We start from the raw sequence: 21,654 nt of genomic DNA, 5'->3' as shown, positions 1-21,654 counted from the left end.
CCCCGCCCGCCCCCGCCCGCACCCGCGGGCCCCTGCCCGCGCGTGCGGCGCGCGGCTCAGTTGGCGGCGGCCGCCCGGCGGTCGCCGGCCACCTGGGCCGCGTGCTCGACCACGGTGATCAGCACCTTCTTCGCGGAGGCGCGGTCACGCGCGTCGCACATCAGCAGCGGCACCTCGGGGTCGAGGTCGAGCGCGTCGCGCACCGTCTCGGCGGGGTGGCGCTCGGCGTCGTCGAAGACGTTGACGGCCACGGCGAAGGGGATGCCGCGGCGCTCGAAGTAGTCGACCGCGGAGAAGCAGTCCTCCAGGCGCCGGGTGTCGGCGAGGACGACCGCGCCGAGGGCGCCCTGCGCCAGCTCGTCCCACAGGAACCAGAAGCGGTCCTGGCCCGGCGTGCCGAAGAGGTAGAGCACGAGGTCGTCGCGGACCGTGATCCGGCCGAAGTCCATGGCCACGGTGGTGGTCCGCTTGGCCTCGACGCCCGCGGTGTCGTCGACGGGCCGGCCGGCCTCGCTGAGGGTCTCCTCGGTGCGCAGCGGGCGGATCTCGCTGACCGCGCCGACGAGCGTGGTCTTGCCCACGCCGAAGCCGCCCGCGACCAGGATCTTCAGCGTGACGGGCTCGACGGGGGAAGTGCGCCGTTCAGAGCGTCCGAAGGCCATGGCTCACTCCTCCGGTCGTGCCGTTTACACAGGTCAGAGGCATCCTGGGTCCTAGGGACTGCGTCGGGCGATCAGCTGTGGGCAGTGGAACATTACTACGGTCCTACCGGACAACTGCCAGCGGTCCCGGGGCCGTTGCCCGCCTGCCGGTCCGCCTGCCGGGCCCGGACCCTCCTGACGGCCTCCCGGGCCCCGCCCGCGGGCGCCGCGGGCAGTGGTGTGCCCGCGGCGCCCCGGCCGCGTTCAGAGCGCGCGCAGGCCGTCGATGACGTCGCGGAGCAGCCCGGCGTCCGGCAGCTCCGCCGGCGGGACGGGCCGGGTGATGTGGACCAGGCCGGCCTCCAGGACGTCGCCGATGAGCACCCGGACGACGCCCACGGGCAGGTCGAGGTCGGCCGCCAGCTCGGCGACCGACATCGGCTCCGCACGGCAGAGCTCGACGATGTCGAGGTGCTCGGGCGACAGGGTGCGGTCGACGTCCGCGTCGTCGTCCTCGCCGCGGGACTCGGCGATCACCAGGGCGATCAGGTCGAGCCGGCCTTCCGCGGCGTGGCTGGTACGGCCGCGCGTCATGGCGTAGGGCCGCACCACGGGCCCGGCGTCGTCGTCGTACCAGCGGTCCGCTTGGGGAGTCATGACGTCCTCGTCACACCGCCTGCGCCGCGTCGTCGTCGGTGCGCGGCGCGGTCGCGAGGTGGACGCCGACCCGCTTCACCAGCAGCGCCATCTCGTAGGCGACCTGCCCGACGTCGGAGTCGGCGTCGGCGAGCACGGCCAGGCAACTGCCGTCGCCCGCGGCGGTGATGAACAGGAAGGCCTCGTCGAGCTCCACGAGGGTCTGCCGGACCTTGCCGGCCTCGAAGTGCCGCCCGACGCCCTTGGCGAGGCTGTGGAAGCCCGAGGCGACGGCGGCGAGGTGCTCGGCGTCCTCACGGGACAGGCCCTCGGACGCGCCGGTGGCCAGGCCGTCGCTGGAGAGCACCAGCGCCTTGCGGATGCTGGCCACGCGGCCGACCAGTTCGTCGAGTAGCCAGCTGAGCTCGCGGGTCGGGCTCGATGGTGCCGTCATGGACCGTTCCCCTCGGTGGTGGTTCTGGTTGTGCTGTCGCCGCCCCGATCCGCCGGGGAGGTTCCCGGGCGGTCGGCGGGGCGGACGTCGTCGGTGCCGAGGTCGTCGGCGGTGTCCGCGCGGCCGCGCAGCCATCCTCGCTGCAGGGAGGCCATGCGGTCGCGCACCTCCTCGGGCGAGCGCTCCTGGCCGGCGTCGTCGTCCGCGCCGGCGGCGGCGGTACGCGTCCTGGTGGTGGAGTCGCTGCGCAACTGCGGGGCGAGGCTGGCCTGGCGGACCCGGCGGGGCAGTCCGGCGCCTGCGGGTTCCTCCTGCGGCGCGGCCACGGCGGGTTCCTCCTCGGACGCGGGGTCGGCGGGCTCCTGCCGGGGCGCGGGGTCGTCGGGCCGGGGCGCCTCGCCCACCGGGTGGCCGTTCTCGGCGACCAGGACCGGGGTGCGGCGGCGGCGCGGCAGGACCGTGAGCCCCTCGCCCGGTGCCAGGGAGGGCGGCGTCCGCCCGGCCGCGTCACCCGCGGCGGCCGGTGCCGGCGTCCCTTCGGACTCGACGACGTGCGGCCGGTGCTCGCGCGGCTCGTCGTCCGGCTCCGGGACCAGGCCCCACTGGCGGAAGCTGTGCTCGGTGGCGGCCGACATGGGTCTGACGCGCGGCTCGTCCCGCTCGGCGGGCACCGTCCCGGCCGGCGCCGGGGCCTCCTCGGGCGGCGCCTCGGGCAGGTCCTCGCCGGGCTCGGTCAGGAGCGTCGCCGGGACGAGCACCACGGCCGTGGTGCCGCCGTACGGGGACTGGCGCAGCGAGACGCGGACGCCCTGGCGCTGGGCGAGCCGGCTGACCACGAAGAGGCCGAGCCGGTCGGTGTCGGAGAGCTCGAACTCGGGGGTCTCGGCGAGCCGGAGGTTCGCCTCCAGCATGGCGTCGGGGGTGAGGCCGAGTCCGCGGTCGTCGATCTCCAGGACGAAGCCGTTGGCGACGGACTCGCCGTGCACCTGGACGCTGGTGTGCGGCGGCGAGAACACGGTGGCGTTCTCGATGAGTTCGGCGACGAGGTGGGTGAGGTCGGCGACGGCGTGGCCGGTGACGGCGAGCCGGGGCAGCCGGCGTACGTCGACCCGCTCGTAGTCCTCGACCTCGGCGACGGCCGCCCGCACCACGTCCATCAGCTGCACCGGCTTGCGCCACTGCCGGGACGGCACGGCGCCGGAGAGGATCACCAGGCCCTCGGCATGGCGGCGCATGCGGGTGGTCATGTGGTCGAGCCGGAAGAGGTCGGCGAGCTCCTGGGGGTCCTCGGTGCGCCGCTCCATGGCGTCGAGCAGGGTGAGCTGGCGGTGCAGCAGCACCTGGCTGCGGCGGGCGAGGTTGACGAAGACCTCGGAGACCCCGCGGCGCATCTCCGACTGGCGCACGGCGGCCTCGACGGCCGCCCGCTGCAGGGTGTTGACGGCCTTGCCGACCTGTCCGACCTCGTCGTCGGGGTAGTCCAGCCGCGGCGCCTCGGTCTCGACGTCGACCTCCTCGCCCGCGGCGAGCCTGCGCATGACGCGCGGCAGCCGGGCGCCGGAGACCTCCTGGGCCTCCGTGCGGAGCCGGGACAGGTCGCGGATGAGGCTGCGGCCGATGCGTATGGAGACGATGACGGAGGCGACGACCGCGATCAGGCCGAGGCCGCCGGCGGCCGCGGCGATGGCGACCAGCCGCATGCCGATCGGTTCGGCGCGCTTCTTGTGCAGGTCGCCGGCCTCGACGCCCATGCGGTCGAGGTCGGTCAGGGCGGTGGTGGCCGTGGTCTGCCAGGACGCGCGGTCGGCGGCCTGGGGCGCGCCGGAGGCGCCCGCGGAGATGACCGCGTCCTCGGCGTCGCGCAGGGCGCGGCCGGAGGGCCCGGCCCAGTACGCCTCGTAGATGGCGCGCTCGTCGCTCGTCAGCAGGTGGAGGTTGTCGGCGTAGTAGGCACGCTGCTCGGCGACGGCGAAGGTGAAGGAGCGCATCTCCGCCGCGCTCATGTGGCCCGCCGCGATGGCCGCCACCATGAGGGCGTCCTCCTGGCTGATCGCCTCGCGGGCCCGGGTGACCTGGATCAGGGCGCGGCCCTGCTTGTCGATGGCGACGTTGTTGAGCGGGTTCAGCGAGTCCAGGAAGGCGTAGGCCGGGACGAACAGGCCGCTGTACGCGCCGAAGGCGTCGTTGCGGGCGATGCCGCCCTTGCCGACCTTGTCGCGCAGCGTCTCGAGGCCGCCGAAGCCGCGGACGACGAGGTCGAGCCGGCGCAGCGATTCGGGGGCCAGCCGTTCCCGGTTTCCGGCGGAGCGCGCGTTGGCGCGCAGACGGGCGATCACCTTGTCCGTCTCGCGCTCCCGGGCCAGCAGGGTGCCGCGGGCGTCCGACCGTCGAGGATCGGCCAAGTAGAGCATGGCGGAACGACGTTCCTGCTGGAGCGCCTGGATGCTGTCCTCGACCGGGTAACCGAGTTCGTTGACGGTCTGCTCGACGCCGAAGAGGCCCCAGACCTGACGCCCGGTCAGGGTCGCGGCAAAGGCCCAGATGGCCGTGAGGGACACCAGCGGAATGAGCAGCAGTGCCACGATCTTCCGCCGGATCGTCGTACCGCGAAAGCGCATGGCCTCCCCAACGTCAAACCCGGTCAAGGGCTGTCGTGTTCCGACTGCAAACGGCGCGAGCCTACTACTGCCGGATGACCAAACCGAAAGCCCCGCCTCCGCCCTTGCCCCGGGACGACCCGTTTCGTACGGATGAACAGTCGGTACGGCTGGCCGAAATGCAGCGCACAGGGAACCCGCGGGCCCGCTGCGTCGTTTGACGAGCGGGGAGGGGTGCTCCGGATTGCGGAGGGCATTCATCGGCGGAAACCGGGCAGCCACTCTGGAGTCGGACATCGGGGATCCGGCACCGCACCACCGGTATCCCGCAGGGGAGCAGATTTCATGGACGACCTCGTCGAGGACGCATTGGATCGCGACATTCCGCCGCGGAAGACACGGCGGCCGTTGTGGGTGGAGGAGCCCGTGGGGCGGCCACGCATGCCCGACCCGGTACGCCGGGCGGCGGTGCGGGCCGTGCTCGTCGTCTCGTTGACCTTGATCGCCGCGGTGATCGCCATGCTGGGGGCGGCCGGCGAGTCCTGGCTCGCGGCGCCGGCGATGCTCACCGCCATAGGCTTCACCGTCGTCGCCACGTGGGCGGTGCTGGACGTGTGGATCACCCGCCAGGTCTGGAACCAGCGCAACGGCGTGGTGTCCAGCCCGAGCAGCGCGGCCCGCAGGCTGCGCCGCGAGCGCAGGCGCGGACGGCGGCGGGCCCGGTCCGAGGCCCGCGCCGCCGCACGGCGCGGGCGTCTGTCCGGCACCGGCGCCCGTACCGCCTGAGGAAAGTGCGCCACCCGGGAACCCGCACCGTCCCGGGCGCCCGAACGGCCCCGCGAGCCCCCGGCCTTCGGGGCGGGCCGCCCTGGGGCGGGCCGGGGTTCAGCCGCAGGTAAGGAGCAGCCGGCCGGAGCCCGCCGGGGTTCAGCCGCCCTGCGGGGCCGGCTGCTCCGCCGGGCGGCGGAACATCCGCGTCGCCGTGATCTCGCCGTGCACCGGCTCGGACTCCGGGTCCTGCACCGGGAGTCCGGGCCGCAGGTGCTCCTCCACGCTGATGTACTTCAGTCCCGCGCGCAGATCCGCGTCGTTGCGCAGCCGTACGACCAGCGGGAACTCGGCGAGCGCCGTCGTGTCGAACAGGCCCGTGGTGTAGATCAGCTGGACGCCCAGCGCGTCGGCGACCGCGCGCTGCAGCTCCAGCAGGTAGGTGGCGTTGGCGCGGCCGATCGGGTTGTCGAGGAAGAGCGTGCCCGCGTGCCGGTGCCGGTCCCTGCCGCGGTCGTTGCTGCGCAGCGCGGCCATCGTGCAGTACAGCGCGATGGCGGCGGTGAGCAGCTGACCACCGGAGAAGACGTCGCCCATCTGCCCGACGGGCACGCGCTCGGCGCGCAGCACGGCGTCCGGCTTGAGGATCTCGACGGCCACGCCCCTGGGTTCGAGGCCGGCCGCGACCCCGCGCAGCAGCAGCGACATACCGTCCCGGCGCAGGTCGGAGTTCTTGCGGACGGCCGCCCGGGTCGCCTCGTCGATCACGGCGCCGAGCCGCTCGTTGAGCGCCGCGTGGTCCGGGTCGTCGAAGCGGATCCGCAGGAACTCCTGCCCCGACCACTCCCCCAGCCCCTCGGGCAGGCGGGACAGCCGCTGCGCGGACCGCAGGGTGGCCAGCGAGGACTCCACCATGCCGCGCAGCCGGTCCACGATGCTGTCGCGGTTGCGCTCCAGCTGCTCCAGTTCGTCGGTCAGGACCCGCAGCCGCGGCGTGAAGGCGGTGTGCCAGGCGTCCGCGTGCTCGGGCAGCGCGGAGCCGGGCAGTTCGCGGATCTGCTGGCGGGCCGGGGTGCGCACCTGCTCGTAGCGGGCCGCGTTGGCGTGCCGCACGAGGACGTCGCAGGCCTCGCGCAGCTGCGACTCGGCCGCCGACAGGTCGGCGGCGCAGCCGCGGAGGCCGCGGCGGGACTCGGCGACGGCCGTCCTGGCCGCCTCCAGGGAGCCGGAGTGCGGTTCGGGCTCCTCCTCGCCCTCCTCGGGCTGCCGGTCGCCGTCGCGGAGCAGGTCCCTCAGTAGCGCGGCGAGTTCGTCGAAGCCGGTCGCGGCGTCCTCGGCGGAGCGGTGCGCGCGGACCAGGTCACCGTGGCCGTCCCGGGCGTGGGTCAGTGCCTCGGTGCGGGCGGCCAGTTCGCCGTTGGCGCCGCGCAGCAGCTCCTGGGCGTGCTCGGCGTCGCGGGGCAGCAGCTCCTCGGGCAGCTCGGTGTGCGCCTCGCCGTCCGCCGGGGCGTGCCGCTCGGCCTCGCCGCGCAGCCGCCCGAGCTGCTCACTGGCCGCGGAGGCACGGGAGTCGAGGGTCGCCACCAGCTGTTCCGCACGGGCGGCCGCGGCCTGGCGCGCGGGGCCGTCGGCGCCGTCCGGGCCTTCCAGCAGCAGCCCGGCGCGGGTGCGCACCTTGTTGGTGAGGCGCTCCAGTTCGGTGAGCGCGGACTGCTCGGTGCTCTCGGCGCGGGCCTGCTCGGCCCGCAGGTCGGCGCCGACGCCCACCTTCTCGTACACCTGCGAGGCGGCGCGGTAGGCCTCGCGCAGGGTGGGCAGCGAGCCGGCCGGCCGGCCCCCGCCGTCCTCGTCCTCGAGGGCCTCGTCGGGGGCGCCGGTGATCTCCGAGCGCTCCGCGCGGAGCACGCGCGCGGTGCGGCGCGCGTCGTCCGCGGCACGCTGGGCGGCGCGGCGGTCCTCGTCGGCGGCGCGCGCCAGGGCCAGGCAGGCGTCGGCGCGGGTCTCGGCCTCGACGGCGTCCTCGGCCAGCTCCCGGGTCCTGCGCTGCCAGTTGGCCCGCTCGCGCAGCCGGAAGGCGAGACCGGCGAGCGCGTCGGCGGCCCGCCGGGCCTGCTGCGCCGCCTCCTGGCGCTCGTCGCGCACGGCGGTCGCCTCGGCGGCGGCCTCGTCGGCCTCCATCCGTACCGAGCGTTCCTCCGCCAGCTCCTCGCGGGCGGCGACCGCGGTCTCCCGGGCGGTCTCCACGGCCGCGGCCAGCTCCGCGAGCCGGCCACCGGGGCAGCCAGAGCGCCACGAGGAGAGCCGGGCGGCCAGGGTGCGGTCCTCGGCCAGGCGGGCGGCGAGCCCGCGGATGTCCTCCTCGCGGGCGGTCGCGCGGGCGCGCAGCGCCTGCCGCTCGCCGTCGGCGGCCAGTTCGTCGTGCATGGCCGGGTTGGGCGGGACGAGGAAGAGCTCGGGCTCGGCACCCGCCGGGGGCGGCGGGGCGAGCAGCGCCGCCGCCGTGCCGACCGTGACGGTCGACCGCGGCAGCAGCGCGGCCTGCGCCAGCGCCTCGCGGGCCCTCACGTAGCTCTGCGGGTCGGTGACGACCACGCCGTCCACCAGCTCCGGGCGCGCGGCGAGCACGGCGGCGTGGTCGGCCGGGTCGACGGCCTGCGCGAGGTAGCGCCAGCCGGGGAGCGCCGGGATGCCCTGCTCGCCCAGGTACTCGACGGTGGCGAGGACGTCGGGGCCCGGCGGCAGCAGCCCGCCGTCGCCGAGCGCCGCCAGGATGCGGGCGTCGTCGGCGGCGGCGGTGCGCAGGTCGAACAGCCGGCGCTCGGCGGAGGCCACCGCGCCGTCCAGCATCTCCCGGAGCGGCTCCGCGAAGATGTCGAGTTCGGCCGCGGTCAGCGGGCCCTGCTCGGCGGGGCGCGGTACGTCCGCCGGGGCGCCGCGCCGGGCCGCCGAAGCCTGCGCGGGGATGGCCGGGCCGCGGTCCTCGGCGGTCCCTCCCGCCGGGTCCCCCGCCGCGTCGGCCGCGACGGTACCGGGTGCCTCCGCCGGTGGCAGGCTGAGGAGTCCGGCCAGGCGGGGCTCGGCCGCGAGGGCGTCCGCGACGCGTGACTCGGCGGCGTGGGCGGCCTCGGCCGCGGCGAGGGCGTCGGCCGCGCGGGCGGCGGACAGCTCGGCGCGCGCGTCGGCGGCGGCGGCCTCGCGGGCCCGGTCACCGGCCCGGCGGGCGGCGTCGCGCGCGGTCTCCGCGACGGTCGCGGCGGCCTTCTCGGCGTCCGAGGCCTCCAGGGCGGCCCGGGCCGGGTCGGCGTCGGGGGCGGAGTCGTCCAGCCAGCCGGCCCGGACCGCCTCGGCGGTCTCCTGCTCGACCTCCGCCAGCCGCTGCACCAGGTGCCCGGACTCGCTGCGGGCGCGCTGCGCCTCCGTCGCGGCGGCGGTGGCGTCGCGGTGTGCCGCCTCGGACTGCGCCTGGAGTCCCGCGGAGCGTTCCTCCTCCGCGTCCGCCCGCTCGTCGGCGGTGTCCGCGGCGGCGCGCAGGGCGCGGACGAGGTCGCCCGCGGCGGTCGTACGGGCGGCCAGCGCCGGCGCGGCGTCCCGTTCCGCCTCACGGATGGCGGCGGTGACCCGGGCCAGGCGGTCGGCGGCGGCCCGGTGCCGCAGCACGATCTCCGCGGCCTGCCAGGCGGACTGCAGGGTACGGGCGTCGTTGAGCTCGCGGCGCAGCGCGGCGGCGCTCTTCTCGCCGGCGGCCAGGGCCAGCGAGGCGTGCCGGTAGGCGAGTTCGGCGGCGACCAGGGCACCGCGGCCGCGGGCGGACTCGGCGTCGGTGACCGTCTGGGCGGCGCTCGCCGTCCGCTGGGCCAGCTCGGCGGCGCGGCCCCGCTCCTCGCGGGCGCGCGCGGACAGGCCGCGGGCCAGGGCCCGGGTGCGGCGCTCGGACTGGGCGTGGACACCGCGTGCCTGTTCGCGGGTGGCGGTGGTGTCGACGATGCGGCCGAGCAGTTCGAGGGAGCCCGCCGTGAAGTCCCGTTCCGCGGTGAGCTCGGCCCGACGGCCCAGCTTGCCGGCGAAGCCGTGCACGAGGTCGGCGAGACCGTCGGTGTCCCTGGTGTCGGTGACCGCGCGCAGCAGGAGGTCGGTGAAGTCGGAGTCCTTCTTCACCGCGAAGAGACCGGCGGCCTCGCCCTCGTCGGCGTTCATCTCCCGCTGGTAGCGGAAGAGTTCGGGGTCGAGCCCGAGTTCGCCGAGGTGCTCGTTCCACCGGTCGTGGATCTCCTCCCACACCACCTCCAGGTGCGGGTAGTAGCGTCCGGCGTCGGTCAGGGCGTCGCGGAAGCCCTTCATGGTGCGGCGGCGGCCGCGGGCGCCCGAGGCTCCCTCCGCGGAGGGGCGGACGGCGGTGGACTCGGCCACGGGCAGCGAGTCCAGGCCGAGCCCGGGACCGGGCCGGAAGGAGTACCAGGCCTCGGCGAACTTGCGCGGGTCGGAGGAGACCTGGCGGCCGCGCCACTCGCTGACCTTGCCGACGACGACCAGCTCGCCGGTGACCGTGTGCTGCCACTCCAGGGCGACGTGGCCGCAGTCGTCGGCCAGCAGGAACTTGCGGAGCACACCGGAGCTCGCGCCGCCCAGGGTGTTGCGGTGGCCGGGCAGCATGACGGAGAAGATCAGCTTGAGCAGGACGGACTTGCCGCCGCCGTTCTCCAGGAACAGCACACCGGCCGGCGCGGGACGGCGCGGCGGCCCGGTCGGCTCGTCCTCGAAGAACTCCGCCTGGGCGGGTGCGGGTTGCGGCACGGGCTCGCCGACTCCGCGCAGGTCCAGCACGGTGTCGGCGTAGCGCGCACCGGCGGGCCCGATGGAGTAGAGGCGGACCCGGGACAGCTCGTACATGGGGGGCTCTCGTCGTGGTGGTCTGTGGTCGGCAGGTACGGGTGGATCGGCGGGATCCGGGGGCGGACGGCCGCCGTTCAGGAGTGGAAGGGCAGGCCCGCCCCGGCCACGAGGCCGAGGTCCTCGCCCTCCTCCGCGGGCATCAGCGCCGCCGACTCGCCGGGCCGGGGCACGATGCCCAGGTCCAGGAGCTCGGCCATGGCGGCGCTGCCCGCCATGTCGCGGACCTGGAGCTGGTAGCGGGCGGTGGTGCGGTACGTGCCGCCCGACTCGTCACCCGTGCGCTGCAGGAACCCCGAGTCCACGAGGAAGGAGACGGCCTTGCCCACGATGCCGGTGGTGGAGCCCGCGAGGCGCCGGGCGTCCTTGGTGGCGCCGGTGGAGCTGCGGCGCACATAGACCCGCCAGGCGGCCTCCAGGCCGGGGGCGTCGGTTGCCGGGTCGGTGTTCTCCCCCTGCTCCTCGGCCCGTTCCTCCAGCCGGCGGCAGGCCTGGCGCAGGAAGCCGTCGATGCCGTTGACGGTGACGCGCCCGATGTACGCGTCGTCGGCGAGGTCCTCCGGTCGCGGGAAGGCCATGGCGGCGGTGGCGAGGTGGGCGAGGCCGTGCAGGAAGCGGTCGCCCGCGTCGGACGCGGCGCGGCGGGAGTAGTCGCCCATGCGGACGGCGAAGACCGAGTCCTCCCCGGCGGCCAGCGCCATGCCGGCCCGCGCCGAGACCTCCAGCACGACCAGGCCGAGGCCGGCGGCCACGGCGTCGGCCAGCCGCGAGAACAGGGGCTCCTCGCGGTAGCGGCGGATCAGCTCGGCGTACTCGATGTCGCGCGCGGGCAGCAGCTTCGGCTGGAGGCCGAAGGAGACGAGGCGGGCGGCGTCCGCGGCGTCGCCGGGGGTGACGGCCGCCGGGCCGGGGGCCGCCGCGGGCGGCTGCGTGCTCTCGCCGTCGCGTTGGTCGCTCACGGGGTCGTCTCCTCGGTGCGGATGGTCGGTTCGCTCATCGTCACGCCGCCTCGGACCGCTCGGCGGCCATCCCGGCGGCGTCCAGCCGGGCCGTGCCCACGATCAGGTCGGCGCCGCCGAACTCGGGGTCGTCCAGTTCTGTGCCGTCGTCCACGGCGAACAGCAGCCGCTCCTCGCCCTGGCGGTAGGCCGTGCCGACCGGCGGGCTGGCCGCGTGCACCGCCAGCAGGGCGACCAGGTAGGGCAGTTCGGGGTCGAGGCGGCGGGCCTCGGCGAGCAGTCCGGACAGCCGCCGGGGGGCGTCGTGGGGCAGGTCGAGGAGTTCCAGGGCGGTCTCGAGCTGCTCCTCGCTGAACCGGCTGTCGTCCGGGGTGGCGACGAGGTCGGGCTCGGGCATCTCGGCGCCGAGGTGCTCGCGCTCCACCGGCGGGGTGAGCAGCGCGTCCACGAGGTCGGTGACGCGTACCGAGGCGGGGGTGCGCAGGCCCGTGCCGCGGGCGAACCAGGCGTCGGTGACGCGGGTGGCCTGCTCCACCGGGAGCGGCAGGACGGGCGCGACCAGCTGCCCGTACAGGTCGAGCATGCCGACGAGGGCGCCGCCGCGGGGCGCGGCGAAGGCCTGCCGGTCCTGCTCGGCACGGAAGATCGGGCCGGCCTCCAGCAGCCGGGACTGCAGCTGGGTGTGGCGGCGGATGCAGTCCTTGACGATGTCGACGAGCTCGGCGGCGCGGCGCTTGTGCTCCGGGTCCTCCGACTCGTCCCTGGCCTTGCGGATGTTGGTCAGGATGGCGTTCTCGTGCCGGTAGCGGTCGGCGACGTGGTCGAGCGCCTCGGCGATCATGTCGGGGACGGTGCGGATCCAGTCGACGGCCCGGACGTTGCGGCGGGTGGCGTCCAGGGCGCGGCGCAGGGTCTCGGCGTACTGCACCGTGCGGTAGCGGGCCTGTTCCGCGGCGAGCTGGGCGTCGGCGAGCCGGCCCCGGTTGATCAGCACCTCGAGTTTGACCTCGGCGGCGATCTGGGCGCTGGTCACGTCGGTGTCGAGGGCGCCGACGAGCACGTTGACGGCCTCGTCGGTGGTGCGCAGGTAGACGGTGCCGTCGCGGCCCGGGACCTCCTCGATCAGCTTGAAGTCGTAGTCGCGGCGGACATACGCGCCGTCCGCGCCGAAGGTGCCGTAGACCGCGCGGAAGCCGCGGTCGACGCTGCCGACGTTGATCAGGTTCTCCAGGACCCAGCGGCCCACCCGCTCGTGCTCGGGGGCGGGACGGCCGGGGGCCTGGGCGGCGATGCGGGGCAGCAGCCGGGAGATTATCTGGTCGTGGTCGGCGCCGGTGTCGAAGTCCATGTTGAGCGTGACCAGGTCGATGGCGGCGAGGGCGATCTCCGCCATCGCGTAGACCGAGTACTCGCCCGCGAGGTTGGCCTTGCGCGCGTCGAGGTCGTGCAGCGGCGCGGTGCAGGCCAGGGCCTTGAGCCGGCGGGCCAGGCCCTCGTCGGCGGCCGGGCCCGGCGCGGGCCGGACACCGCCGCTGAGCTGGTGCGGAACGGTCGTGGTCACGACGCACAGACTAGGCGCTCGGACCGACATCGTCCCAAACGGCACGGTCCGGGCACCGCGCGTGCGGAACCCCTCAGGCGCCGGCGGCCCCGTAGCCGCCCCCGCCGGGCGTGGCGACGACGAGGACGTCACCGGGCCCCACGTCGGCGGAGTCGACCCCGCCGAGCGGGGTGACGGTGCCGTCGGCGCGCTCGATGCGGTTCTCGCCGAGCGCGCCGGGCCCGCCGCCCGCCAGGCCGTACGGGGCGACGCGCCGGTGGCCGGACAGCAGGGCGACCGTCATGGGCTCCAGGAAGCGGATGCGGCGCACGGCGCCGCGGCCTCCGTGCCACCGGCCCTCGCCGCCGCTGCCGTCGCGCAGGGCGAAGCCCTCGACGCGGACGGGGTAGCGCCACTCGAGGATCTCCGGGTCGGTGAGCCGGGAGTTGGTCATATGGGTCTGGACGGCGTCGGCGCCGTCGAAGCCCTCGCCCGCCCCGGCCCCGCTGGCCACCGTCTCGTAGTACTGCAACCGGTCGTTGCCGAAGGTGACGTTGTTCATCGTGCCGGAGCCCTCGGCCTGCACCCCGAGCGCCGCGTACAGGGCCCCGGTGACTGCCTGGGAGGTCTCCACGTTGCCGGCGACGGTGGCCGCCGGGTACCGCGGGGCGAGCATCGAGCCCTCGGGGACGCGGACGTCCAGCGGCTTGAGGCAGCCGCTGTTGAGCGGGATGTCGTCGGCGACGAGGGTGCGGAAGACGTAGAGCACGGCGGCCATGACCACGGACCGCGGCGCGTTGAAGTTGCCCTCCTGCTGCGGCGAGGTGCCGGTGAAGTCCAGGACGGCGGAGCGCGCCTCGCGGTCGACGCGTACGGCGACGCGGACGACCGCGCCGTTGTCGGTCTCGTACGCGCGCTCTCCGTCGTCCAGGCCCGCGACGATGCGCCGCACGGACTCCTCGGCGTTGTCCTGCACGTGCCGCATGTAGGCGTGCACGACGTCGAGGCCGAACTGCCCCGTCATGCGCCGCAGCTCGGCGATGCCCTTCTCGTTCGCGGCGATCTGCGCGCGCAGGTCGGCGATGTTGGTGTCCGGGTCGCGCGAGGGGTACGGGGCGTCCGCGAGCAGGGCGCGGGTCTCCTCCTCGCGCAGGCGGCCGTCGCGCACCAGCAGCCAGTTGTCGAAGAGGACGCCCTCCTCGTGCACGGTGCGGCTGAAGGCGGGCATCGATCCGGGGGTGAGGCCGCCGATCTCGGCGTGGTGGCCGCGCGAGGCGACCAGGAAGAGCAGCGACCGCCCCTCCTCGTCGAAGACGGGGGTGACGACGGTGACGTCGGGCAGATGGGTGCCCCCGTGGTACGGGTCGTTGACGGCGTAGGCGTCGCCCGGGCGCATGGTGCCCTCGTTCCGCCGCAGCACCTCCTTGATGGACTCGCCCATGGAGCCGAGGTGCACGGGGATGTGGGGGGCGTTGGCGATGAGGTTGCCCTCGGGGTCGAACAGGGCGCAGGAGAAGTCCAGGCGCTCCTTGATGTTGACGGAGTGGGCGGTGTTCTCCAGGCGGACGCCCATCTGCTCGGCGATCGACATGAAGAGGTTGTTGAAGATCTCCAGCATCACCGGGTCGACCTCGGTCCCCACCGCCACCCGGCCGGGCCTCGGCCGCACCCGGGTGAGCAGGAGGTGGCCGTGCTCGCCGACCGCGGCCCGCCAGCCGGGGTCGACGACGGTCGTCGCGTCGGCCTCGGCGATCACGGCGGGCCCGTCCAGGGTGTCGCCCGGCCGCATCCCGTCCCTGAGGAACAGCGGGCAGTCCTGCCTCCGGCCCCCCGCGTACAGGGACACACCGGCGGCCGGTCGCAGCGGGCCCTCACGGGGCGGCAGCTCCACGAAGTGGCGTCCCTGCGGGCCCGCGGAGCCGATCGCCTCGACCGATACCGCCTCCACGACCAGGGGCTTGTCCATGGTGAAGGCGTAGCGGGTGCGGTGCTCGGCGGTGAACGCCTCGCGCATGGCCTCGACGGTCCCGAACGGCACGGGAAGCGCCGCGTCGGTGCCGGCGTAGCGGACGTGGACGCGGGTGACGGTCTCGACGGTGGCGTCGGGCACCCCGTCCTCGCGCAGTTGGGCGCGGGCCAGGCCGTCGAGTTCGTCGCGGGCCTCCCGCAGGGCGGCCCGCCCGTCCTCGGTGAGCGCGGTCTCCACGGAGCGCTCGCGCATGGCGGTGGCGTCGGCCAGGCCGATCCCGTACGCCGACAGCACACCGGCCAGCGGGGGCACGACGACGGTGTCGACGGACAGGGCGTCGGCGACCGCGCAGGCGTGCTGCCCGCCGGCCCCGCCGAAGCTGGTGAGGGCGTAGCGGGTGATGTCGTGGCCGCGCTGCACGGAGATCCTCTTGACCGCGCCGGCCATGTTGAGGACGGCGATCTCCAGGAAGCCCGCGGCGACCTCCTCCGCGGTGCGGCGGTCGCCGGTCGCGGCGGCGGCCTCGTCGGCGAGCCGCGCGAAACCGGCGCGGACGGCCTCGGTGTCCAGCGGCTGGTCGCCGTCCGGGCCGAAGACGGCCGGGAAGTGCGCCGCCTGGACACGGCCGAGCATCACATTGGCGTCGGTGACGGTCAGCGGGCCGCCGCGCCGGTAGCAGGCGGGGCCGGGGTCGGCGCCCGCGGAGTCGGGGCCGACGCGGTAGCGCTGCCCGTCGAAGTGGAGCACGGAGCCGCCGCCCGCCGCCACCGTGTGGATGTTCATCATGGGCGCCCGCATCCGCACGCCCGCCACCTGGGTGCCGAGGACTCGTTCCAGTTCGCCCGCCCAGTGGGAGACGTCGGTGGAGGTGCCGCCCATGTCGAAGCCCACGACCCGGTCGAACCCGGCCTGCACGGAGGCGCGGACCATGCCGACCACCCCTCCGGCGGGGCCGGACAGCACGGCGTCCTTGCCCCGGAAGTGGCCGGCCTCGCGGAGCCCGCCGTTGGACTGCATGAACATCAGCCGGACGCCCCGCAGCTCGGCGGCCACCTCGTCCACGTAGCGGCGCAGGATCGGCGACAGATAGGCGTCCACCACAGTGGTGTCGCCGCGCGGGATCAGCTTGATCAGCGGGCTCACCTCGTGGGAGCAGCTGATCCGGTCGAATCCGGCCTCGCGGGCCGCCCGCGCGACGGCCTGCTCGTGGTCGGGATGGCGGTAGCCGTGCAGCAGGACCACGGCGACGCTCGTCAGGCCGTCCCGGCGGGCCTCGCGCAGGGCGGCGCCGACGGCGGTGGGGTCGAGGGGCCGGACGACCTCGCCGTGCGCGTCGACGCGTTCGGGGACCTCGATGACGCGCTCGTAGAGCGCCTCGGGGAGGACGATCCTGCGGTCGAAGAGCCGCGGCCGGTTCTGGTACGCGATGCGCAGCGCGTCGCGGAAGCCCTCGGTGACGACCAGGACGGTCGGCTCCCCCTTGCGTTCCAGGAGGGCGTTGGTGGCGACCGTGGTGCCCATCTTGACGGAGGAGATCCGGTCGGCGGGCACGGGTTCGCCGGGGCCCAGGCCCAGCATGCGCCGGATGCCCTCGACAGGGGCGTCCCGGTAGCGCCCGGGGTCGTGGGAGAGCAGCTTGCACGTCTCCAGGCCGCCGTCGGGCCGTCTGGCGACGACGTCGGTGAAGGTGCCGCCCCGGTCGATCCAGAACTCCCAGCGTCCGGTCACCCCCTCATTGTCCCAGGGACGTCCCTCCCAGGCGGGCCAGCGCACCGGCCGTGGCGTCCCGGGAGCGCAGGTCCAGCAGGCCGTCGGTGCCCGCCAGCCGGTGCCGGGCCTCCCGGCCGGCGAGCCGCAGCAGGTCGGGCAGCAGATCGGTGCAGCGGTCGGCGACCCAGCGGGTGCCCTTGGTCGCCATCCACCACACGCTCGCCGCGGCGCCCGGTCCCGGCCCGCCAGGGGTCGTGGACGGCGGTTCGCCGTCCGACAGGCCGCGGGCCGCCAAAAGGTCGTGGAACTCGCGGGCCAGCAGCCGGTGGCCGAGTTCGCTGGGGTGCAGCCGGTCCGCGCTCCAGGACGCGCGGTCGGCCACCCACGGGTGGCGGGCGGCGTGCAGGTGCACGGCCCCGTACCGCTCGGACAGGACGTGCACGACCTGGTTCAGCGCGGCCATCCGGCGGCCGAGCGGGCGGGCGAGCGGCCACGGCAGGCCCAGCATGCGGCCGGGGTCCGGCAGGCAGGCGGTGAGGACCTCGGCACCGTGGGAGCGCAGTTGGGCCAGGACGGTGTCCAGGCGGCGGGCGACGGTCTCGATGTCGAAACTGCCGCGCAGCGTGTCGTTGGCGCCGATCACCACGGAGGCGAGGTGCGGCCGGTGGTCGAGGGCGCGGGGCAGTTGCTCCTCGACGACGTCCTTGGTGAGGGCGCCGCTGCGGGAGCAGTTGAGCAGGCGCACGGCCGAGGGTTCGGCGGCCAGCCCCTGCGCCAGGAGGGGCGCCCAGCCGCGCCAGCCGGCGGCGACGGGGTCGCCGAGGCCCTCGGTGAGCGAGTCGCCGAGCGCGGCGAACCGTATCTCCTTCATGCCGGTGGAGGCGCCACCGGGCTGGGCGGGTGCCGCGGCCCCGGTCCCGGGCCCGGCACCGGCACCGGGCCCGGCGGGCAGGTGGGCCGCGGGTCTGGGACGTCCGGGGACGGTGGGCGCCTGCGTGCCCGTCGTCATGGCGTGACCTCCGGGACGGAGAGCCGGGGTGCGGCGTCGTGGGCGGCGAGGAAGGCGCTGACCGCGGTCGGCCAGCCGTAACGCTCGGCCTGGGCGCGGGCGATGGCGCGGCGCATGGGCTCGGGACGGGACAGCAGGTGGCCGACGGCGTCCGCGAAGGCGGGGCCGTCGTCGGTTGCGGCCGCACCGGCCGGGCCCAGGATGTCGGGCAGCGCGGACAGCGCGCTGGCGACGACCGGGGTGCCGCAGGCGAGGGCCTCGAGGGCGGACAGGCCGAACGTCTCCACCGGGCCCGGGGCCAGGACCACGTCGGCGGTGGCCTGGAGGGAGGACAGGGCGCGGCGGACCGGGACGTGGCCGAGGAAGGTGACCGGCAGCCGGGACTCCCGGGCCCGGGCCTCCAGACGGGCGCGCATGGGCCCGTCCCCGGCGACGACGAGGACGGCGTCCACGCCCCGGTGCCGCATGTGGGCGAGGGCCTCGAGGGCGCGTCCCGGCCGCTTCTCGGGGGACAAGCGCGAGCACATCACCAGCAGCACCTCGGCGTTTCCGGCGTACCGGGCGCGCAACTCCGGGTCGTGGTGCGCCGGGTGGCACGCCTCGAGGTCGACGCCGAGCGGCGCCCGCACGACGTTGCGGGCCCCGATCCGCTCGAACTCCGCGGCAGCCCAGGCCGTCGTGCAGACGATGCGCGAGTACACGTGCGCGCTGCGGCGGTTGAGCCGGTCGGCGGCACCCTGGGCGAGGCCGCTGGGCAGTCCCCAGGTGCGCAGCACACCGTCGACGCTCTCGTGGGACACCATGACGGACGGCACCCGGCGGCGGCGTGCCCACTCCCCGGTCCAGCGCAGCGTCGTGCGGTCGGAGACCTCCAGGCGGTCGGGGCGCAGGCCGTTCAGCACCGCCTCCAGCCGGGCCCGGCCGGTCAGCACACGGTAACCGCCGGTGCCGGCCACCAGGGGGCCGGGGAGCGTGATGACGCGGCCCTGGGAGGTGGTCTCGTCCTTGGCGGCGGGACCGGGGACGATCAGGACCGGGTCGTGGCCGGCCGCGAGATAGCCCTCGCCGAGGTGGCGCAGCGCGGTGCGCAGGCCTCCGGAGGTGGGCGTGACGAAGTTCGCCAGCCGGACGATGCGCAGCCGGCCGGTCATGCCGCCACCGCCGTACGGGCGTCGAGCACCTGCGCGTAGTGCTGCAGGAGCAGGTCGCCGACGGCCTCCCAGGTACGCGCGGCCACGTCGGCGCGCCCCTCGGCGCCGAATTGGTCGCGCATCGCCGGAGCGCTCGCCAGCAGCCGTACGGCGCCGGTGAAAGCGTCCATGTCGCCGGGCGGCACGAGCAGCCCGGTGCGGCCGTGGTCGACGAGGTCGAGCGGACCGCCGGCGGCGGGGGCGACCACGGGCAGCCCGCTGGCCATCGCCTCCTGGACGGTCTGGCAGAACGTCTCGAACGGCCCGGTGTGCACGAAGACGTCGAGCGAGGCGTAGATCCGCGCCAGGTCGTGCCCGGTGCGGCGGCCCAGGAACACCGCGCCCGGCAGCGCCTCGCGCAGCCCCGGCGCGCTCGGTCCGTCACCGACGACGACCACCTTCACCCCGGACAGCCGGCAGGCGCCGGCCAGCAGCTCCACGTGCTTCTCCGGGGCCAGCCGGCCGATGTAGCCGACCAGGACCTCGCCGTTCGGGGCGAGTTCACGGCGCAGCGCCTCGTCGCGGTGGGCCGCGTCGAAGCGCACGGAGTCCACGCCGCGCGGCCACAGGTGCACGCGCGGGACGCCGTGCGCCTCCAGGTCCTGCTGGGAGGCGCTGGACGGGGCGAGCGTGCGGTCGGCCGCCGTGTGCACGGCGCGGATCCGGCGCCACGCGGTGCTCTCGCCGAGGCTCAGGTAGGTGCGGGCGTACCCCGCCAGGTCGGTCTGGTAGACGGCGACCGCGGGGATGTGCTGCCGGGTGGCCGCCGCCATGCCGCGCACCCCGAGGATGAACGGGCTGGCCAGATGGACGAGTTCGGCACGGTGCGCGGCGATCGCCGCCGCGGTCCTGCGGCCGGGGAGCGCCACCCGGACCTGCGGGTAGCCGGGCAGCGGCAGCGACGGCACGCGCACGACGGGGCAGGGTTCGTCGCCCGCCGTGGACTCGTGCGGGCCGGCCGGCGCTATGACCAGGGGCTCGTGGCCCCTGCGGACCAGATGTTCGGCCGTGCGCAACGCGCAGTGGGCCACTCCGTTGACGTCGGGTGGGAAGGACTCCGTGACGATGGCTACTCGCATACGGACGTTGTCGGCTCCCCGGGCGTTGTCCGGGTCACGTGGATCTTTCACCTTGGGGAACGTGCCGTGAGCGTTGGCTCCGGATCGGGCCTTCCGGCCGCGGCGCGGCTCCGACGGGGGCTCGGGCGCCGCTCGACGGTCCCGGCGGGAGTTCGCCGCTGAGCACCGGTTCGGCGGTCAGGGCGGCGAGCGGGAGGCCGGCGCCGAGCCCTTCGGCGAGGCGGTGGCAGCCCTCAGGGCGCGCGGGGGGTTTGGGGGGAGCCCCGTCAGGGTGTGGATGCCGGTGACCGGGTGCCCGCCCTCGGCCGGCCGGTCGTCCTGGCCGCATCACCAACCGCCGTGCTCCCCGTTCCGGTCGGCGCCGGGTGCCGTCCGCGCCCGGCCGCTCCGGGAGTTCCCGCGGCTGTCGGCCTGTGCCGTCCTCCCCCGCCGGTTCCGCAGCCTGACGGCGGGACAAGAGCGGACGGCGACGACCGCGCGGCCCGGGGTCAGCGCGCGGGGTCTCCGGAGCTGAGGCGGCCGCGGACGGCGGTCTGGACCTCGGCCTCCTCCGCGGGATCCGCGGCGAGGCTGCGCAGCCTGGCCAGGACGCGGACGTCCGCGGTCGTGGCCGTACGGGCGGCGAGTTCGCGGGTGGTCTCCTCGCAGTCCCACAGGCACTCGACGGCGAGTCCGGCGCCGAAGCTGGGATCGGTGCGGCCGAGGGAGTGCGCGGCGACGCCGCGCACCTGCGAGGAGCTGGTCTCGCGGTAGACGTGGCGCAGCACGGGGGCGGCGCAGTCGATGGCGAGCCGGCCGGCCCCCTCGACGAGCGCGGCCAGGCCCTCGGCGTCGGCGCCCTCGCGCTGGACGAGGCGGCGCAGCGCGCCGAGGACGCGGTCGGCGTCCTGTTCGCCGCCGCGACAGGCGAGCATGCGCGCGGCGGCCGCGCCGAGCGCGTCCTCACGGCGTGACCAGGCGCGGGCCCGGGTGAGGGCGGCGACGCTGCGCATCCGCTCGAAGGACTCGACGGCGGCGCGGGCGACGACTTCGGACGCGGAGAGGGCGGCGGCCTCGATGAGGTCGAGGGCCTCGCGGTCCTGGCGGTCGGAGAGGTGGCGGAGGGCGGCCGCGCGGGCCGCCTCGGGACCGCCGCGGGCCGACCGGACGAGTTCCTCGCGGTCCTCGGGGCCGGCGACGGCGGCGAGGCAGCGGGCGGCGGGGGCGTCGCGGTGTTGCGGCGGGTGGGCGGCCAGGCCCTCCTGGGCCCATTCGAGCACGGCGCCCACGCTCCAGCCCGGGGTCGGCCCGGCGGGCCGCATCTGGCGCTGCCAACGGTCGAAGGCGGTCTGTTCCGATGCCTTGCGCACGCGTTCGGAGACGGCCGGGTCCGGATCCTCGGCCCACAACCGCCAGGGCCGCGGCTCGTACGCCTCGCGGAGCGCGGCGGCGAGCTGGCCGTCACCCTCCGTGGTCATGGGGAAACGGGCGAGCACGGCCGGGCCGAGCGCGCGCAGCGCGTCGTCCTCGTCGCGTACGGCGAGCTCGTCCAGGGCCCACTCCCAGTTGCCGCCGGTGGCCGCGTAGCGGCGCAGCAGCAGGACGGCGTCCCTGCGGCCGTAGCCGGCGAGGTGCCCGAGGACGGACAGGGCCAGGCCGCAGCGGTGCTCGTCGGGGCTGATGATGTCGTCGGGGTGGAAGAGGTGCTGTTCGATCCCGTCGAGCGGGCCCTCGAGTTCCGAGTAGAGGCGCGCGTAATAGAGGGAGCGGGACTCCACGCGCCAGTCGTGGCGGGGGTCGCGCAGGACGCACTGCTCCAGCGCGGCGAGCGCGTCGGCTCGCTGCGCCGCGAGGGCGTGCAGGGTCCCGTCTCCGCGTCCTCTCTGGAGGAGGCCGAGAAGGGTACCGCTGGGCGCTATGTCGGGGTCGAACATGAGGTCAGCATCCGGTGCGGGGGGTTGGTTGGCAACGGGATTTTCCGTTACCGGCTGCGAGGTATCTTCGCAGATCGTCCCGGGTTCAAACCCTTTGCACGGCACCCGGGCAGCCCGTGGGCACGCTCACGGGCGGAGTCCCGCAGCTTACCCGGACCGAGGCATTCCGCGGAGTCCTCCGAGCGTGGGGGCACCCCAGGCTTCTGGCATATGCCTGCAGCACCACCGGATCGGGTATTGCAGAAACCCTTACGGGCCATCACTCCTTGTGCAAGAGTCGTGACTGGCCCATCCGTACGGCC

General features: G+C 75.5%; 13 protein-coding genes. 1 reads left to right on the top strand and 12 read right to left on the bottom strand.

What is annotated here, in order from left to right; all coding sequences use genetic code 11:
- Positions 1-56 precede the first annotated feature (56 nt).
- The 4 genes from CHF15_RS28920 to CHF15_RS28905 all read right to left on the bottom strand — a co-directional run bounded on the left by CHF15_RS28920 (position 57) and on the right by CHF15_RS28905 (position 4,349).
- Complete coding sequence (locus CHF15_RS28920) at positions 57-662, bottom strand: GTP-binding protein (protein ID WP_089226833.1); 606 nt, start codon at positions 660-662, stop codon at positions 57-59.
- A 243-nt stretch (positions 663-905) separates the two neighbouring features.
- Positions 906-1,298 (bottom strand): DUF742 domain-containing protein, encoded by a 393-nt coding sequence (locus tag CHF15_RS28915; protein WP_089226832.1) that lies wholly within the window; start codon positions 1,296-1,298, stop codon positions 906-908.
- A 10-nt stretch (positions 1,299-1,308) separates the two neighbouring features.
- Complete coding sequence (locus CHF15_RS28910; RefSeq protein ID WP_089226831.1) at positions 1,309-1,731, bottom strand: roadblock/LC7 domain-containing protein; 423 nt, start codon at positions 1,729-1,731, stop codon at positions 1,309-1,311.
- Positions 1,728-4,349: a sensor histidine kinase gene (locus CHF15_RS28905; RefSeq protein ID WP_089226830.1), complete on the bottom strand. Its 2,622-nt coding sequence runs from the start codon at positions 4,347-4,349 to the stop codon at positions 1,728-1,730. Before CHF15_RS28905 ends, CHF15_RS28910 begins: the two co-directional genes overlap by 4 nt.
- Before the next feature lie 324 nt (positions 4,350-4,673).
- On the opposite strand from CHF15_RS28905, the gene CHF15_RS28900 reads away from it, so the two are divergent.
- Entirely contained in the window at positions 4,674-5,114 is a 441-nt protein-coding gene (locus CHF15_RS28900) for a hypothetical protein (protein WP_089226829.1), read from the top strand.
- A gap of 141 nt (positions 5,115-5,255) precedes the next feature.
- Here the strand turns inward: CHF15_RS28900 and CHF15_RS28895 are convergent, their stop codons facing one another.
- The 8 genes from CHF15_RS28895 to CHF15_RS28855 form a co-directional block, all read right to left on the bottom strand.
- Positions 5,256-9,983 (bottom strand): coiled-coil domain-containing protein, encoded by a 4,728-nt coding sequence (locus tag CHF15_RS28895; protein WP_089226828.1) that lies wholly within the window; start codon positions 9,981-9,983, stop codon positions 5,256-5,258.
- Between the two features lie 77 nt (positions 9,984-10,060).
- The gene (locus CHF15_RS28890; RefSeq protein ID WP_089226827.1) at positions 10,061-10,942 is read right to left on the bottom strand and encodes a hypothetical protein; all 882 of its coding nucleotides are present in this window, start codon (positions 10,940-10,942) and stop codon (positions 10,061-10,063) included.
- A gap of 40 nt (positions 10,943-10,982) precedes the next feature.
- The gene (locus CHF15_RS28885; protein WP_089226826.1) at positions 10,983-12,533 is read right to left on the bottom strand and encodes a hypothetical protein; all 1,551 of its coding nucleotides are present in this window, start codon (positions 12,531-12,533) and stop codon (positions 10,983-10,985) included.
- Between the two features lie 43 nt (positions 12,534-12,576).
- Positions 12,577-16,179 carry a hydantoinase B/oxoprolinase family protein gene (locus CHF15_RS28880; protein WP_089226825.1) on the bottom strand — a complete coding sequence of 1,201 codons (3,603 nt, stop codon included), beginning with the start codon at positions 16,177-16,179 and terminating at the stop codon, positions 12,577-12,579.
- 4 nt (positions 16,180-16,183) lie between these two features.
- On the bottom strand, positions 16,184-17,170 hold the full coding sequence (locus CHF15_RS28875) for an SGNH/GDSL hydrolase family protein (protein WP_245939085.1): 987 nt from the start codon (positions 17,168-17,170) through the stop codon (positions 16,184-16,186).
- The gene (locus CHF15_RS28870) at positions 17,167-18,321 is read right to left on the bottom strand and encodes a glycosyltransferase (RefSeq protein ID WP_089226824.1); all 1,155 of its coding nucleotides are present in this window, start codon (positions 18,319-18,321) and stop codon (positions 17,167-17,169) included. The genes CHF15_RS28875 and CHF15_RS28870 overlap by 4 nt, the downstream gene beginning before the upstream one ends.
- Complete coding sequence (locus CHF15_RS28865; protein WP_089226823.1) at positions 18,318-19,439, bottom strand: glycosyltransferase family 4 protein; 1,122 nt, start codon at positions 19,437-19,439, stop codon at positions 18,318-18,320. The genes CHF15_RS28870 and CHF15_RS28865 overlap by 4 nt, the downstream gene beginning before the upstream one ends.
- 488 nt (positions 19,440-19,927) lie before the next feature.
- A complete protein-coding gene (locus CHF15_RS28855; protein ID WP_089226821.1) occupies positions 19,928-21,352 on the bottom strand; it encodes a hypothetical protein in 1,425 nt (474 codons plus the stop codon).
- Between the last annotated feature and the right edge of the window lie 302 nt (positions 21,353-21,654).

The sequence above is a fragment of the Actinacidiphila glaucinigra genome (genome assembly GCF_900188405.1).
Classification (GTDB): domain Bacteria; phylum Actinomycetota; class Actinomycetes; order Streptomycetales; family Streptomycetaceae; genus Actinacidiphila; species Actinacidiphila glaucinigra.
The sequence above is the reverse complement of the archived record's forward strand: the minus strand, read 5'-3'. Positions and strand labels throughout refer to the sequence as shown.